We start from the raw sequence: 15,262 nt of genomic DNA on the forward strand, positions 1-15,262 counted from the left end.
CTTACCTTGCAGGCCGCCCACCCGGCGCGCCATTATGCTAAGGTGCGCATTCGTAACGCCGTGCGCGGCAGACAGGAGCAGCAGATGTTTGGCAGAAAAAAGAATCTGGAAGAAGACCACGCCCCCCAGGCCGACAAGCAGTATGAAAAGAAATACACGGATGACAGCTTCTGGGACAAGGTCGTCAAGTTCGCCAAGACGGCGGGGCGCGAAGTCATCGAAAAAGCCCTGTGGCTGTACTACGCGGCCCAGCAGCCGAACACCCCGCTGTGGGCCAAGACGGCCATTTACGGCGCGCTCGGCTATTTCATTTCACCCATCGATGCGATTCCCGACATTACGCCCGTGGTCGGCTATGCGGATGACCTGGCCGTGCTGGCGGCGGCCGTCGCCACCGTCGCCACCTACATCACGGCCGAGGTCAAGGAACGGGCCGCCGAGAAACTGCGCGGCTGGTTCGGCGCCTAACCGCCGGCAGCGGGCAGACCCGGCTGGCCTTTGACGGCGTTGCGGTACCTGGCCCTGGCTTCAGCCTTCTTCACCGCCTCGGCGGCGATGTTCTGCGCCTTGATGCGGGCTTTTTCACTCTTGCTGCGCTGCTGCGCCACGTCCTTGTTGCCGATGCGGTTCGTCATGCTGGTCTCCTCGTTGATGGTCAAGTTTGACCAGCACAGCATACGTTCTTGCCCAGGCGCTACCGTGCGCCCGCTAACACAAGCGCCATGCCTACCTGGCTGGCGCGCCGCCGGCCCCGTGCGCGAGCAGGCGCAGCACGACTTCTTTCTGGAATGAACGAAACTCCTTGTCGGCGCTGACGTTCGCGAAGGCCAGCACGGCCGTCTTGCTGGCCCGGTCGACGCAGACGACGGACGCGGCCCCCGGGTCGCCGCCGCTGTGCGTGGCCAGCGCCCGGCCGTCGACGTCGCGCAGCAGCCACACCAGCGCTTGCTGCACGGATGAATCGGCGGGCACGACGGGGGCCGCTTGCGGGGCGAAAAACAGTTGCAGCGTCGCGTCTTGCAGGTAGCGGTGGCCATCGACCCGGCCGCCATTGCTGAAAATGGCCAGGAAACGGGCAAAGTCCTGCGCCGAGCTGCGCAGCAGGCCGGCCGGCCAGTCCGGATAGCCGACGGGCGGCAGCGCTTGCAGGCCCGGCTCCTTGTGCGCGTACGGCTGGGCGACGACGGCGCGCCGCGGCAAGCCGGCCAAGTTCCAGGCCGTGCTGTCCATGCCCAGCGGTTCGAACAGGTGCTCGCGCGTGTAGGCGTCGAGGCCATCGGGGTTCAAACGGCCGACCAGATAGCCGAGCAGGGCGATGCCGACATTGCTGTAGCGCCATTCCGTGCCGGGCCGGGCGGCAAACGACACATCCGCGTCATACCAGGCGCCGCCGCGCGACAGATAGCCCTTGACGAAGTCGCGCAGGGGCAGGCGCGGGTCGCCCTGGACGGCAAACGCCGTCGTCTTGTCGTACACGGCGTCGGAAATGCCCGAGGTGTGGCTGAGCAAATGACGGAAGGTGATGGGCACGTCGGGAAACTTCGGATGCATGAGCGGAAAGTCCAGGTAGGCCGCCACCTTGTCGTCGAGCTGGAAGGCGCCCTGTTCCAGCAGCATCATGACGGCCGTGGCCGTGACGAGTTTGCTGACGGAGGCGACATGGAACACCGTGTTCGCATCAGCCTTCTTGCCGGCCTGGATGTCGGCCCAGCCATAGCCGCGCGCGAAGACGGTTTGTTCGCCGCGCACCACGGCCACGCTCATGCCCGGCGTTTCCGTGCGGGCCAGGCCATCGCGCATGAAGCCGTCAAATTCCGTTTCCCACGCCAGCCTGGCCGGATCGGTGGCGCAGCCCGTTTGCAGCAGGGCCAGTGAGACGCCCAGTCCCAGCATGCTTCGTCGTTTCATTGATTCTCTCTTTTGCCATTTTTAATTATCTTAACAATATTTCCGTCCGCCATAGGGGCAATTGACAAATCATTGCTTTGCAGCAATGACAAAGGGAGCGGCGGGTGCTTGTTTGGCCAGTTACTTGCGCCAGTAGCGTTCCAGCAAAGGCTTGACCGTCAGACCGTGCACGACGATGGAGAGGATGACGACGACGAGGGTGATGTCGGCCAGTTCGCGCGCCAGGCCGCGCGGCAAGCCATGCGCGATGGCATAGCTGAGGTAGTACAGCGAGCCGATGCCGCGCACGCCGAACCAGGCGGCCAGCCCCCGCAGCCGCACGCTGGTGCCGGAAGCCAGCAAGCCGAGCATCACGCTGGCCGGACGCGCCACCAGCAGCAGGAACAGCGCCACGCTCCATGCCCGCCAGCTCCAGGCGGCGGCCGTGACGGCGCCGCCCAGCAACAGCACCAGGGTCAGTTCGGACAGGCGTTCCAGATGTTCCTTGAAGACGAGGGCTTCGCCGCTGACGGTCAGCGTCACCTCGCTGTCGTGCGGTTTGGCGGCGGACACGGCATGGGTTTCTTCCGCCTGCAGCAAGCCTTGCCGGTCTTTCGGCGCGCCGGCCAGCCGTAGTTCCGTCTGGCGCAAGGCCACGCCGGCAAAGAACACGGCCAGGAAGCCCCACGCGTGCAGCCAGGTGGACACGCCGTAGACGAGGGCGATCAGACCCAGGGCCGCCAGGTCATCGAGCACTTCATGCTTCGGCTCCTTGGCGCGCAGCTGCCAGCCCAGCCAGGCCAGCAGCGCGCCGCCGGCCGCGCCCAGGGCGATGGCGCCCGCGCTGGCCCAGAGTAAATCGCGCCACAGCCAGGTGGCGCCATGCGGCCCCAGTTCATGCAAGCCCAGCAAGCCCAGGCCCAGCATGACGAAAGGAAAACCGCTGCCATCGTTCATGCCCGCCTCGCTGGTCAGCATGAAGCGCAATTGCTCGCTGTCGCCCGCATGGCGCAGCTGCACGTCGGTGGCCAGCACAGGGTCGGTGGGTGCGAGGATGGCGCCCAGCAGGATGCCCGCGCCCAACGGCAGGTCCAGCACCAGGCAGGCAAAGGCCGCCACGAGGGCCACGGAAATGGTCATCGACAGCCACGCCAGGCGCAGCGAAGGCAGCCAGCGCGCCAGGCTGAAGGGCACGGGCATTTTGACGCCGGCGGAAAACAGGGAGATGAGGACGGCGATTTCCGTCAGGGTTTCCAGCAGGGGCGCCTGTTGCACCAGGTCGAACGAGAACAGGCCGAGGAACAGGGGGCCCAGCAGCAGGCCCACGCCCAGGTAAGCCATGGCCGAGGTCAATGGCAGGCGCGCGATGCCGTCGGCGCCCAGGCCACGCGCCAGCATCAGGCAACCGATCAGGATGAACCAGGCGGTGGTGCTCATGCTCCTATTCTAGCGGCGCATGGGCCGGGGCAGCGCGCCGCAGGTTTTGTTATGCCTTGTACAACTGCACCGTATCGTTCTGCGCCTGCATGGCGTGCAGCTCGATGGGGTCGAGCGTGGAGCGCAAGCGGGGCAGGCTGTGCGGATAATTGGTCGTGATAAAGGCCAGCATCTGCTCGCGCACGAGGCAGCGCAATTCAAACGCCGTGCCTGAATCCACCGCGCTGATCAGGAAACGCACGCGCACGGCCCGCTCGTTCGAATCCGTCGCCTGCACGGTGCAGACGCGGCCGTCCCATTGCTTGGCGGATGCGCAGATGCGCGTCAGTTCCGCCCGCAGGGGCTCGATCGGGATGCTGAAATCGAGCCACAGGAACACCGTGCCGAGGATGTCGGAGGAGGTATGCGTCCAGTTCTCGAACGGATTTTCGATGAACCATTGCAGCGGCACGATCAGCCGGCGTTCATCCCACACGCGCACGACCACGTAGGTCCCCTTGATTTCCTCCACCGTTCCCCACTCGCCATTGACGATCAGCACGTCATCGATGCGGATCGGTTGCGAAAACGCAATTTGCAGCCCTGCAATGAAATTGCCGAGCACGGGCCGGGCGGCAATACCGGCCACCAGGCCAGCCACGCCGGCCGAGGCCAGCAGGCTGGCGCCGATCTGCCTTGCGCCGGGCAAGGTCAGCAGCACGAAGGACACGCCCAGCAGGACGACGATGGCATGCGCGCTGCGCGTGAGCACGCGTGCTTGCGTGATCCGGCGCCGCGCGCGCAGGTTGTCGGCCGCATCGACGGGATTGATCTGGGAAATCGTGATGCTGAGCGACTCGATGCATTGCATGGCCAGCCAGGTCAGCGCGATGATCAGCGCCACGCTGGCCAGGTGCGACATGGCGACGAGGCCCGGCGTGTCGTCGGGCGCGCTGGCCAGCACCATGCGCAGGCCGAAGACGATCAGGCACAGCTGGCTGGCGCGGAAGGCCACGCGCGCCACGTTGCTGGCCAGCGCGTGGCCATGGGCCAGTCTTTTCAGCAAGCCGATGCCGGCCCGGTGCACGCCGATGGCGACGAGGGTGACGAGCAGGGCGGAAACGAGCACGGTCAGCGCCGAGCGCAGCGGGCCTCCCATCAGCGAGTGAAACGTGCTGAGATCCATAGGCGAAAACTCCTTATTGATAAGTGAAATGGATGTCGGAAGCGGGTATTTTACGGGCAGATGACGTCGCGGGGGCGTGCGTTGCCGTACGGATAAGACTTCGGTCAAGGCGGATACTGGAAGAAATTGCTGCGCTGCGCCATGCCACGTTGACGTTTCAATACGGAAAGCAAGCGGGCGTCGCCGCATTGGAAACATAGTCATACTTGCCATGCTTTTTGTTTTTGCAAAGGAAACCGATGATAGTACGATCACTCCGCATGTCCTTGCGCTTCATCCTGCCGCTTGCCCTCGTGCTGGGACTGTTTGCTTATATCGTGGTACCCCTGTTAGACAATATTACCCTGCGCTGGTATGTGCGCGACCTCGACAGCCGGGCTGAATTGCTCGCTGGAACCCTCCGCCCCTCGCTCACCGAATACCTGCCTGCGCAAGACGCCGCGCGCATCGGCGAACTGTTCCAGGGCGCCACGCGCGACGAACGCCTGATCGCCATCGGCTTTTGCGACAACGGGGGCCACTTGCTGTACCAGTCCGCGCAATACCCAACTTCCATCGGCTGCTGGAGCACGCCATCGACGGGCGGTTTGTACAAATCCCTGGCGCAATTGCCGCAAGGGCAAGTCCACCTGAGCGAAACGCCCGTGATGCAGGACGCCTCGCAGCTGGGCCGCCTGGTGCTGGTGCAGGACATGAGCTTTGTCGAGCGCCGCAATACCGATACCAAGCGTTTTATTTTTGCCTTCCTGGCCGTGCTGGCCGTGCTCATTTCCCTGATGACCGTGTTCGTCGCCCACCTGAGCTGGCGCGGCTGGCTGTCGGCCGTGAAGGATATTTTACGGGGCGAGTTGCTGCCGAAAAGCAATGGCGCAGTGGCCGCCGCCACGGCGCCCGCCGCCGCACCCGCGCCGCCGCCGGAAATGCAGCCGCTGATCGGCGACTTGCGCGAATTGCTGCAGGAATACCATCTGGAACGCCAGGGCGATAACGGCTGGTCGTCCGACTGGACGCCGGACAAGCTGCGCGCCTTGCTGGAGGCGGACTTGCAGGGCGACCAGGTGCTGGTCGTGTCGAACCGCGAACCGTATATCCACACGAAAGCCGATGACGGCAGCGGCGATATCCGCGTGCAGCGCCCGGCCAGCGGCCTGGTGACGGCCGTGGAAGCCGTGATGCGCGCGTGCTCCGGCACGTGGATCGCGCATGGCGCCGGTTCCGCCGACCGCGAGACGGTCGACAAGCTCGACCACGTACCCGTGCCGCCTGATAATCCCAGCTATACCTTGCGCCGCGTGTGGCTGACGGAAGAGGAAGAACAGGGCTATTATTATGGTTTTGCTAATGAAGGCATGTGGCCGCTGTGCCATATCGCCCACGTGCGCCCCGTGTTCCGCTCGTCCGACTGGGAGCAGTACGTCAAAGTCAACCGCCGCTTCGCCGATGCCGTGATCGCCGAGGCGAAGACGGACAATCCCGTCGTGCTGGTGCAGGACTATCACTTCGCCTTGCTGCCGCGCATGGTGCGCGAGGCCTTGCCGAAGGCGACGATTATTACGTTCTGGCATATCCCCTGGCCGAACTCGGAATCGTTCGGCATTTGCCCATGGCGCGAGGAAATCCTCGATGGCTTGCTGGGCAGCACGATCCTGGGTTTCCATACGCCATTCCACCGCAAGAATTTCCTCGAAACGGTGGACCGCTACCTGGAAACCCGCATCGAGCCGGAAGCGTCGACCATTTCGTATGGCGGCGAGATGACGCAAGTCGAGGATTACCCGATCTCGATCGCCTGGCCCGAGGATGACCCGGCGCAGCCCGATGTGGCCGCGTGCCGCGCGCAAATCCGTGCCGAACTGGGCGTGGCGCCTGACCACTTGCTGGGTATCGGCGTGGACCGCCTTGACTATACGAAAGGCATCGTCGAGCGCTTCCAGGCCGTCGAGCGCATGCTGGAACAGCAGCCCGGCATGGTGGGCAATTTTACGTTCGTGCAGATCGCCGCCCCCAGCCGCGCGTCGCTTGACGAATATCAAAGCTTTGACGCCAGGGTGCGCAAGATGGTCGAGCGCATCAACCGCCGCTTCGGCAGCGGCGACTACGTGCCCATCCTGCTGAAAGCGGAACACCATGGCCAGGACGATTTGCAGCGCTATTTCCGCGCCTCGGAAGTGTGCATGGTGACAAGCTTGCATGACGGCATGAATCTGGTGGCCAAGGAATTCATCGCCGCGCGCGACGATGAGCTGGGCGTGCTGGTGCTGTCGCAATTCACGGGCGCCGCGCGCGAACTGCATGAAGCGCTGATCATCAACCCGTATCACATCGAGCAGGGCGCCGACGCCCTGTACCGCGCCCTCGTGATGCCGCCCGTGGAACAGCGCGAGCGCATGAAAAGCATGCGGGCGAGAGTCAAACATTTCAACGTCTACCGCTGGGCCGGGCGCATGCTGCTGGACGCGGCCCGCTTGCGCCAGCGCGACAAGGTCATGACCAAGATCGACGCCCACAGCCGCATCAAGCGGCGCAAGGGGATGTGATGGCCGATATCCCTGACGATAGCGCAGCCCTGTTGCAGCTGCTGAGTGCGCCCGGAACAGCCGTCTTCCTCGACTTCGACGGCACCCTGGTCGACCTGGCGCCCACGCCCGACGGCGTGCGCGTGGCGCCCGGCGTCATCGAAGCGCTGGCGCTGCTGGCCGAGCGTCATGGCGGCGCGCTGGCCCTCATTTCCGGCCGTCCCATCGCGCAGATCGACGCCATGCTGGCGCCCCTGGTCTTGCCTGTTGCCGGCGTGCACGGCGTGGAGCGGCGCGGCGCCGATGGCCAGTTGCACGTGGCCGCCACGCCCGACGTGGCGCCCGTGCTGGCGCGCGCGCAATCGCTGGCGGCGATTCACCCCGGCTTGCTGGTGGAACGGAAGCGGGGCGCCGTGGCCCTGCATTATCGGCTGGCGCCCCACCTCGAGCAATTGTGCTTGCAAGAAATGACGGCCGCCGTGCAAGCGTGCCCGGGGGTATTGCTGTTGCATGGCAAAATGGTCCTGGAAGCCAAGCCGGCCGCCACCGACAAGGGCGGCGCCATCGCCGCCTTCATGCAGGAAAGCCCATTCGCCGGCCGCCGGCCTGTGTTCGCGGGCGACGACACCACCGACGAGGCAGGCTTTGCCTTTGTACAACAAGCAGGCGGGCAGGGCGTCAAAGTGGGCAGCGGCCCCAGCGCCGCCACCTTGCGCCTGGCCAGCCCCGGCGCCTTGCGCACTGCGCTGCTGGCCGCTGCCGTATCCCCGACATCGAAGGAGTAGCCCATGACGACATCCCTTGACACCCGCGCCAGCCAACCGTCCGCGCAAGCATCGCTGAACTGCGGCGTGGTGGGCAATTGCGCCTTCAACGCCCTGATCGACCAGGCGGGGCAGGTCGTCTGGTCCTGCCTGCCCCGTTTCGACGGCGATCCCGTCTTCAACCGCTTGCTGGACGACACGGAAAACGGCAGCGTGTGGGCCATCGACATCGAGGACTTTGCGCGCAGCGAGCAATTCTACGAGCCAAACACGGCCGTGCTGCGCACGCGCCTGTACGACACGCAGGGGCGCGGCGTGGAAATCACGGATTTCGCGCCCCGTTTCCTCAGCCGCGACCGCATGTTCCGCCCGCTGATGCTGATCCGCCGCGTGCGCCCGCTCGACCACGCCGTGCGCATCCGCGTACGGCTGCGCCCCCGCTACGACTGGGGCCGGCTGGCGCCGCAGATCACGCAGGGCAGCCACCACATCCGCTACGTGGGACCGGAACAGACTTTGCGCCTGAACACCGATGTGTCGCTGAACTATGTGCTGAGCGAAACGTATTTCGTGCTGGGCGGCACGGCCAACTTCCTGCTGGGCCCCGATGAAACGCTGGCCGGCGGCATCGACGAGACGGCGCGCATCTTCGAAAAGGAAACGATTAACTATTGGCGCACCTACACGCGCCGCCTGGCCGTGCCGCTGGAATGGCAGGACGTGGTCATCCGCGCCGCCATCACCTTGAAACTGTCTTTATATGAAGACACGGGCGCCATCATCGCCGCCATGACCACCAGCATCCCCGAAGCGCCGGGCAGCAGCCGCAACTGGGATTACCGCTATTGCTGGCTGCGCGACGCCTTCTTCGTCGTGCGGGCATTGAACAGCCTGTCCGAAGTGGGCACGATGGAAGAATATCTGCGCTGGCTGACGAATATCGTCGCCCGCTCGAAAGGCGGCCACATCCAGCCCCTGTACGGCATCGGCCTGGAAGAGCAGTTGCCCGAATCGATACTCGACCACTTGCCCGGCTACCGGGGCAACGGCCCCGTGCGCGTGGGCAACCAGGCGCAGGAACACTTCCAGCACGACGTCTACGGCAACATTGTATTAGGCGCGGCGCAGGCCTTCCTTGACCACCGATTGTTCCACCGCGCCGGCAAGGCCGAGTTTGCCGCGCTGGAAGCCGTGGGCGACCAGGCGTTCCGGCTGCATGCGGAACCGGACGCGGGCATGTGGGAGCTGCGCACGCGGGCCCGCGTCCACACATCGTCCATGCTGATGAGCTGGGCCGCCTGCGACCGCCTGGCCAAGGTCGCCCATAAACTGGGCTTGGCGGACCGCGCCGACCACTGGAACAGCCGCGCCGTGCTGATCCGAGAAAGATTACTGCGCGAAGCGTGGAGCGAGGAACGCCAGGCATTTGCCGAAAGCCTGGGCGGGCGCGACCTCGACGCCTCCGTCCTGCTGATGGCGGAAGTCAACTTCATCGACCCCATGGACCCGCGTTTCATCGCTACAGTCGACGCGCTCGAAGCATCGCTGTGCGACGGCCCCTACATGCGCCGCTATGAAGCCCCCGACGACTTCGGCAAACCCGAGACCGCCTTCAACATCTGCACCTTCTGGCGCATCGACGCCCTGGCGCGCATCGGCAGGAAAGACGAGGCGCGCAAGATCTTCGAAACCATGCTGCTGGCGCGCAACCACCTGGGCCTGCTGTCGGAAGACACGCACCCGGTGACAGGCGAAATGTGGGGCAATTTCCCGCAGACGTATTCGATGGTGGGCTTGATTAACTGTGCCGTGCGGTTGTCGGCGCCTTGGGATAGTGCGGTGTGATCGTGTGACTGATATCAGCGAGAAAGTTTTCTTTATCGGCTTAACACGGAAAGCCCTCTGAAGGATAGTGCCGTTCAGGTGAGCCTGCACGGCATTTTTTTAGGAAATTCCATTTAAAAGAGCCTGCTAGCTAGTCTGACGAGATTAGTTGTGAATGCAGTTTCGAATCCTTTCATCAAGGATTCCACTCGTCCCCCAGATCCGTGCCAAGGTCGTGTTTTACACAGGTGCGTGTCGTCGCGCTGTATGTCGCTACTATTGAAAAACAAACGCATTGTACCAAAGCAGTTGATCGAACAAGGATTACAATAGACCTTCCCACACTACCTAAATTACGAAGTTGAGATCGAACTATAAGGCCATGCCGCAGCGTTACTCTGACCGAGTCTTGGCACTACACATTAACCGAGCGACATGAACATGTCCCACAGGCCATTGCTATGAAAGTGTCCAATTCGTGCTATCAATCTTCTCTTGTTCAACTAATCATTGCAAATTTCTTATCTAGCAAATATAGTATTTAAAACTAATATGCTAAATAGGAAGAGCAAGATGGCCAGAAAAATCGAGACGGATGCAACGGAGGCATCGGATAAGTTGGTTCAAGACTTATTGGGCCGGATTCAATTGGCAACTAAGTATATGCGCGAAGGTAAAGTAACCTATCTAATCGGTAATAATGGAACTGGAAAAAGCAGCATCTTAGGTAAATTGGCAGAGCAACTTGAACACACACGTCCTCTACGTCCGGTGGCTTGCATCGCTAATTCCATTTATGATAAATTTAAATTCAGAACTGTAAATGTTGGTAACGTCCGTTATCTGGGGGCGAAAAATGCACCCAATGCAGTATTTCATTCTGCGATTGATCGACAATTAAGTCGATTAATTCTTCAGGCTATGTTGCGTGATCGAAACCTTCTTAAGAAACTGTCTAATACTGTAAAAATGGATTTCTCCTTCTCGCTTGGGAAAGATTTAAAAAGAGAAGTTGAGGAGCGTATTGATGTAAAAACTACGCGTGGCAAGGCACGTGCAGACTTGCTAACATCCACATCCTTATCTATGCTTGATCGAATTTCCAAGGGTGGGGGGCGATTCGAACGCCTGACGGTTCCTCAAATAAGAGTATTTTTACGGTATCTGGAACTCAATATTGATTTTGATCTCTATGTTCGACTACCAAGTGAACAACTGCTTCTCTTTGGATTTCTCAGTACAGGAGAACAGAACCGAACATTGTTATTCGCAAAAATATTAAGCGTGATGGAAGAAGGTGTAGTTTTTCTCATCGATGAACCAGAGATTAGCCTGCATCTTCATTGGCAGATGGGATTTCACGGCACTTTGATGTCGTTGCTTTCCGGACTTAAACGTTTTCACGCAGTGATTGCAACACATGCGCCGATCGTAATAAGTGAGGCTGCTAGGTATGATCCTCAAAGTCAGCTTAATAAAGTTGCTGTCATGCGTCATATAAGGGCTGAAGGCAAAGTCCCTGGTGAAGAAGGCCCTGGTGCAGCTCCTGTGACATGTGAATTCCATACATTCGCTGAGGTTGCCAGTCATGATCAACTTGTACTTCGTTACTTTCAGACAGCTCCATATCACGCACGCGAGGTCAGCTTGGAAATTGCCGACGCCGTTCTGAGCGCCACAGAAGATTTTGGAGGTGAAAATGAGCGAAAAGCCAAGAAAATTTTACTCGACCTTCGAGAGGCAGTTGGTCTATCCGATCAAGTCAAAAAGCAAATAGATATGGCATTAGAACTTATTGAGCATGGACTTATGATGTCTCTAAAAGGTTAAGATAAATATGAAATCTTTATGTGTGGATTCGATCCAACTTGGACATCTCGCTAAGTTGGTGATGCTTATTCGATCGGGTTCAATAAATGGTACCCAAGCATGGTCGGCCTTCTCATCACCGGAAAACTCTAAAATATTGAAGCTGCGTGATGGTACATCGCAAACATTTAAGTTTTCCTTGGCAGAAAGAAAAACATATGATTTCATTCGCGAAGTTGCGCAGAAGAAGATCTATGAAAAATATGGGCGAATATGTTCTTACTGCCGACGTCCTGTTGGGCACTATGGCTACAGCTGGCATATTGAACACGTATTACCTAAAAGTATTTATCCATCTCTTACGTTTAAACTCGCTAATCTTATACCGGCATGTGTCGATTGCAATAGATGGAAAGGAGTAAGGGTTGATAAGTATGTAAAAAATAAGAAGTTATCAATCATAAATCCGTTAGATTCTGGATTTAAATATTCCAGTCATCTTCGTTACCTTCAAATAGGTACGGAAGATATTAGTTTCGCAAAATATATCCCCAATCCTGGATCCGCTGAAGGAATGGCGACGTATAAAAATTTAAGTTTTTCAGAAATTGAAATGGCGCACGCGATAGATAGACTTGATCCCATAACATCGGCACTTCATGAAAGGTTGATACGTGCGATGTCCATTGGGCTTGCAGCTAAAGATGCTAAAAATTTCTTAAATCTACTAGGTGAGATTAAGTCCGCCATTTACAGTCGGCCGTAATTGATAAATTTTAAGTTATTTTTTGAAATTTTAACTAATTTTATGTGATGTTAAATAGATTCGTTTAGAGGTCGAGCAACCATGCGGACAGGTGTTGCATAGAGGGTGTGTCTTGCAACAATAGCGCATAAGGAGGGGCGAATGCTATTGGCGACAGCGTCAGCTCCGGTATTCTGACACGACCTCGGCTGTAACTATACCGAATAAGTTGCTCATTCACTGCGCGATCCTCCCGGCTGCGAGGTGGACGGCAACTGCCATGCTTGCTTCGCTTGGGGGCTAAGGTGCGCGCCTAAGTATGCAGATGAAATTATGGTGTATGCAGTTCCAAAACCCTTCACCCGTGATTTGACCTCGCTCTGCCACTCACTTGGCTGGCTCCCTGCGCCCATACAACCTGCACTCCGCCGCCAGCGCCAGCAAATTGGGATCACGCTCGCGGCTGCTCTGCATCAACAGGGTGATTTGCTGGTGCGAGCCGTAGCGCGCGTCGAGGGGCAGCAGTTCGATGCGCGAGCTGAAGGCGCGCACTCTGCCTGGCAGCAGGCTGTAGCCGATGCCGCCGCTCACCAGGTTGATCAGCGAGAAGATGTCGCCCACCCTCATGGCCGTGTCGGGCACGAAGCCGGCCAGCTCGAATGCGTGGTTGAAGCTTTGCGAGGTGACGAATCCCTCGTTGAGCGTGACGAATTTGTCGTCGCGCAACTGTTGCAAGTCCACCGAGGCCGCGCCCGCATAGGGCGAGGCGAGCGGCGCGGCCAGGAAGATGTCGTCTTGGAACAGGGGCACGGCCACCAGGCCCGCATGCTGTTCGTCTTCCTGCACGCCGATGATGATGGCGTCCAGCCGGCCGTCGGCCAGGCTTTGCAGCAGGTCGCGGTTCGAACCCAGGGTCAGGTCGATGTCCAGGCCCGGCCGGCGCAGTTTCAGGGCGATCACCAGCTGCGGGATGCAGTGCAGGGTCAATGAATACAGCGAACCGATCTTCAGGCGCACGGGGTTGATGCCCGACATTTCGCGCACCTTGCGCACGCCTTCCTCGCATTCGGCCAGCGCGCGCCGCGCCGACTCGGCAAAGGTGTAGGCCGTATGCAGCGGGATCAGGCTGCGGCCCTCGCGCTTGAACAGGGGGCAGCGCAAGCCGTCTTCCAGCGAGTGCAGGGCGCGGTGCACGCTGACCGTGCTCTGGCCCAGCGCATCGGCTACCCGCGCCAGGTTGTTCAATTCCATGAAGCTGAGAAAAACTTCCAGCTTTTTCAAGGTAATTTCTTCGTTGATGGCCATGCCTACCCTTTTTAACGGCAGTTCATTAACTTCAGAGTAATGAACATGCTAGCAGATTGATTGTCGCGCTGGCGCTTTCGTTCTATCGTCTGGATTCGATAGCTCATTCCGGAGGCATGATGTCAACCGCCACAGCAGCGCCAGTGCAGCGGCAAAAACAATGGGACACGCGGCGCACCGAGAAACGCCGCCGCCTCGACGCCGTGCGCGACTACGCGAGCGGCCCCGTGCTGCAACAGGGCGACATGGTCGCCGTGCTCGAAGCGCTGCTCGCGCCGGGCGACCGCGTCGTCCTCGAAGGCAATAACCAGAAGCAGGCCGACTTCCTCGCCCGCATGCTGACCCAGGTCAACCCCGACAAGATCCACCATCTGCACCTGATCATGCCCAGCGTCAGCCTGCCCGAGCACCTGGACCTGTTCGAACGGGGCATCGCCCGCAAGCTCGATTTTTCGTTTGCCGGCACGCAAAGCCTGCGCATCGCCCAGTTCCTGCAGGATGGCTTGCTCGAGGTGGGCGCCATCCACACGTATATCGAACTGTATGCGCGCCTGTTCGTCGACCTCACGCCCAACGTCGTCATGGTGGCCGGCTACATGGCCGACCGCCAGGGCAATCTGTACACGGGCCCCAGCACCGAGGACACGCCGACCCTGGTGGAATCGGCCGCCTTCCGCGACGGCATCGTCATCGCCCAGGTGAACCAGATCGTGGACGACGTCAGCGACTTGCCCCGGGTTGACGTGCCCGGCTCGTGGATCGATTTCGTCGTGCAGTCCGACAAACCGTTCTTCATCGAACCGCTGTTTACCCGCGACCCGCGCGTGATCAAGCCCGTGCACGTGCTGATGGCCATGATGGCGATCCGCGGCGTGTATGAAAAACACCAGGTGCAGTCGCTCAATCACGGCATCGGTTTCAATACGGCCGCCATCGAGCTGATTTTGCCCACGTATGGCGAGCAGCTGGGTCTGAAGGGCAAGATTTGCCGCAACTGGGTGCTGAACCCCCATCCCACCCTGATCCCCGCCATCGAAACGGGCTGGGTCGAGAGCGTGCATTGCTTCGGCGCGGAGCTGGGCATGGAAGGCTATGCGGCCGCGCGGCCCGACGTGTTCTTCACGGGCCGCGACGGCTCGATGCGCTCGAACCGCGCCCTGTGCCAGCTGGCGGGCCAGTACGCGGTCGACCTGTTCATCGGCGCCACCTTGCAGATGGATGGCCTGGGCAATTCGTCCACCGTGACGAATGGCCGCCTGGCCGGCTTCGGCGGCGCGCCCAATATGGGCCACGACCCGCATGGCCGGCGCCACCCGACGCCGGCCTGGCTCGACCTGATCGAGACGGACGACCCGCTGGCGCGCGGCAGGAAGCTGGTGGTGCAGATGGTCGAGACGTTCCAGGACGGCGGCCAGCCGACGATCGTCGAATCGCTCGATGCCGTCGCCGTGGGCCAGGCCAGCGGCATGCCGCTCGCGCCCGTGATGATCTACGGCGACGACGTCACCCACGTGCTGACGGAAGAAGGCATCGCCTACCTGTACAAGGCCCGTTCGCTCGACGAGCGCAAGGCCATGCTGGCGGCGGTCGCGGGCGTGACGCCCATCGGCCTGCGCCACGACCCGAAAACGACGGCGGCATTGCGCGCCGACGGCCTGATCGCGCTGCCCGAGGATATCGGCGTGCAGCGCGGCGCAGCGAACCGCTCGCTGCTGGCCGCGAAAAGCATCGCCGACCTGGTCGAATGGTCCGACGGCCTGTATCAACCACCCGCCAAATTCAGGAGCTGGTAATGAGCACGATGATGACG

General features: G+C 60.5%; 12 protein-coding genes. 7 read left to right on the forward strand and 5 right to left on the reverse strand.

Going from position 1 to position 15,262, the window contains the following annotated elements; genetic code table 11:
- The first annotated feature begins 84 nt into the window (after window positions 1-84).
- Window positions 85-468 (forward strand): DUF1232 domain-containing protein, encoded by a 384-nt coding sequence (locus JAB8_RS01845; protein ID WP_046685558.1) that lies wholly within the window; start codon window positions 85-87, stop codon window positions 466-468.
- On the opposite strand, the gene JAB8_RS29365 is transcribed toward JAB8_RS01845, so the two are convergent.
- The 4 genes from JAB8_RS29365 to JAB8_RS01860 form a co-directional block, all read right to left on the reverse strand.
- Window positions 465-635 (reverse strand): hypothetical protein, encoded by a 171-nt coding sequence (locus JAB8_RS29365; RefSeq protein ID WP_162995635.1) that lies wholly within the window; start codon window positions 633-635, stop codon window positions 465-467. The two genes, JAB8_RS01845 and JAB8_RS29365, sit on opposite strands and share 4 nt — an antisense overlap.
- 91 nt (window positions 636-726) lie before the next feature.
- Window positions 727-1,908 (reverse strand): serine hydrolase domain-containing protein, encoded by a 1,182-nt coding sequence (locus JAB8_RS01850; protein WP_070288187.1) that lies wholly within the window; start codon window positions 1,906-1,908, stop codon window positions 727-729.
- 120 nt (window positions 1,909-2,028) lie between these two features.
- Window positions 2,029-3,324, reverse strand: a complete 1,296-nt coding sequence (locus JAB8_RS01855) for a cation:proton antiporter (protein ID WP_070288188.1) — start codon at window positions 3,322-3,324, stop codon at window positions 2,029-2,031.
- A gap of 49 nt (window positions 3,325-3,373) precedes the next feature.
- Window positions 3,374-4,489 carry a mechanosensitive ion channel domain-containing protein gene (locus JAB8_RS01860; protein ID WP_070218622.1) on the reverse strand — a complete coding sequence of 372 codons (1,116 nt, stop codon included), beginning with the start codon at window positions 4,487-4,489 and terminating at the stop codon, window positions 3,374-3,376.
- A 260-nt stretch (window positions 4,490-4,749) separates the two neighbouring features.
- On the opposite strand from JAB8_RS01860, the gene JAB8_RS01865 reads away from it, so the two are divergent.
- The 5 genes from JAB8_RS01865 to JAB8_RS27970 all read left to right on the forward strand — a co-directional run bounded on the left by JAB8_RS01865 (window position 4,750) and on the right by JAB8_RS27970 (window position 12,168).
- Complete coding sequence (locus JAB8_RS01865) at window positions 4,750-7,026, forward strand: trehalose-6-phosphate synthase (protein ID WP_139142900.1); 2,277 nt, start codon at window positions 4,750-4,752, stop codon at window positions 7,024-7,026.
- The gene (otsB, locus tag JAB8_RS01870; RefSeq protein ID WP_070218624.1) at window positions 7,026-7,790 is read left to right on the forward strand and encodes a trehalose-phosphatase; all 765 of its coding nucleotides are present in this window, start codon (window positions 7,026-7,028) and stop codon (window positions 7,788-7,790) included. The genes JAB8_RS01865 and otsB overlap by 1 nt, the downstream gene beginning before the upstream one ends.
- 3 nt (window positions 7,791-7,793) lie before the next feature.
- Entirely contained in the window at window positions 7,794-9,614 is a 1,821-nt protein-coding gene (locus JAB8_RS01875; protein WP_070288190.1) for a glycoside hydrolase family 15 protein, read from the forward strand.
- Between the two features lie 552 nt (window positions 9,615-10,166).
- Window positions 10,167-11,423, forward strand: a complete 1,257-nt coding sequence (locus tag JAB8_RS28490) for an ATP-binding protein (RefSeq protein ID WP_139142901.1) — start codon at window positions 10,167-10,169, stop codon at window positions 11,421-11,423.
- A 7-nt stretch (window positions 11,424-11,430) separates the two neighbouring features.
- Window positions 11,431-12,168, forward strand: a complete 738-nt coding sequence (locus JAB8_RS27970) for an HNH endonuclease (RefSeq protein WP_083287525.1) — start codon at window positions 11,431-11,433, stop codon at window positions 12,166-12,168.
- A gap of 366 nt (window positions 12,169-12,534) precedes the next feature.
- On the opposite strand, the gene JAB8_RS01885 is transcribed toward JAB8_RS27970, so the two are convergent.
- Window positions 12,535-13,452: a LysR family transcriptional regulator gene (locus tag JAB8_RS01885; protein ID WP_070288192.1), complete on the reverse strand. Its 918-nt coding sequence runs from the start codon at window positions 13,450-13,452 to the stop codon at window positions 12,535-12,537.
- 116 nt (window positions 13,453-13,568) lie between these two features.
- On the opposite strand from JAB8_RS01885, the gene mdcA reads away from it, so the two are divergent.
- Window positions 13,569-15,245 carry a malonate decarboxylase subunit alpha gene (gene mdcA / locus JAB8_RS01890; protein WP_254679420.1) on the forward strand — a complete coding sequence of 559 codons (1,677 nt, stop codon included), beginning with the start codon at window positions 13,569-13,571 and terminating at the stop codon, window positions 15,243-15,245.
- The last annotated feature ends 17 nt before the right edge of the window (window positions 15,246-15,262 follow it).

It is taken from the genome of Janthinobacterium sp. HH106 (genome assembly GCF_001758725.1).
In the GTDB taxonomy this organism is placed as follows: Bacteria; Pseudomonadota; Gammaproteobacteria; order Burkholderiales; family Burkholderiaceae_D; genus Janthinobacterium.

Bases quoted from the DNA above. Each gene is read 5' to 3' on its own strand.
- JAB8_RS01845 (WP_046685558.1), top strand. From the start codon at position 85: ATGTTTGGCAGAAAAAAGAATCTGGAAGAAGACCACGCCCCCCAGGCC.
- JAB8_RS29365 (WP_162995635.1), bottom strand. From the start codon at position 635: ATGACGAACCGCATCGGCAACAAGGACGTGGCGCAGCAGCGCAGCAAG.
- JAB8_RS01850 (WP_070288187.1), bottom strand. From the start codon at position 1,908: ATGAAACGACGAAGCATGCTGGGACTGGGCGTCTCACTGGCCCTGCTG.
- JAB8_RS01855 (WP_070288188.1), bottom strand. From the start codon at position 3,324: ATGAGCACCACCGCCTGGTTCATCCTGATCGGTTGCCTGATGCTGGCG.
- JAB8_RS01860 (WP_070218622.1), bottom strand. From the start codon at position 4,489: ATGGATCTCAGCACGTTTCACTCGCTGATGGGAGGCCCGCTGCGCTCG.
- JAB8_RS01865 (WP_139142900.1), top strand. From the start codon at position 4,750: ATGTCCTTGCGCTTCATCCTGCCGCTTGCCCTCGTGCTGGGACTGTTT.
- otsB (WP_070218624.1), top strand. From the start codon at position 7,026: ATGGCCGATATCCCTGACGATAGCGCAGCCCTGTTGCAGCTGCTGAGT.
- JAB8_RS01875 (WP_070288190.1), top strand. From the start codon at position 7,794: ATGACGACATCCCTTGACACCCGCGCCAGCCAACCGTCCGCGCAAGCA.
- JAB8_RS28490 (WP_139142901.1), top strand. From the start codon at position 10,167: ATGGCCAGAAAAATCGAGACGGATGCAACGGAGGCATCGGATAAGTTG.
- JAB8_RS27970 (WP_083287525.1), top strand. From the start codon at position 11,431: ATGAAATCTTTATGTGTGGATTCGATCCAACTTGGACATCTCGCTAAG.
- JAB8_RS01885 (WP_070288192.1), bottom strand. From the start codon at position 13,452: ATGGCCATCAACGAAGAAATTACCTTGAAAAAGCTGGAAGTTTTTCTC.
- mdcA (WP_254679420.1), top strand. From the start codon at position 13,569: ATGATGTCAACCGCCACAGCAGCGCCAGTGCAGCGGCAAAAACAATGG.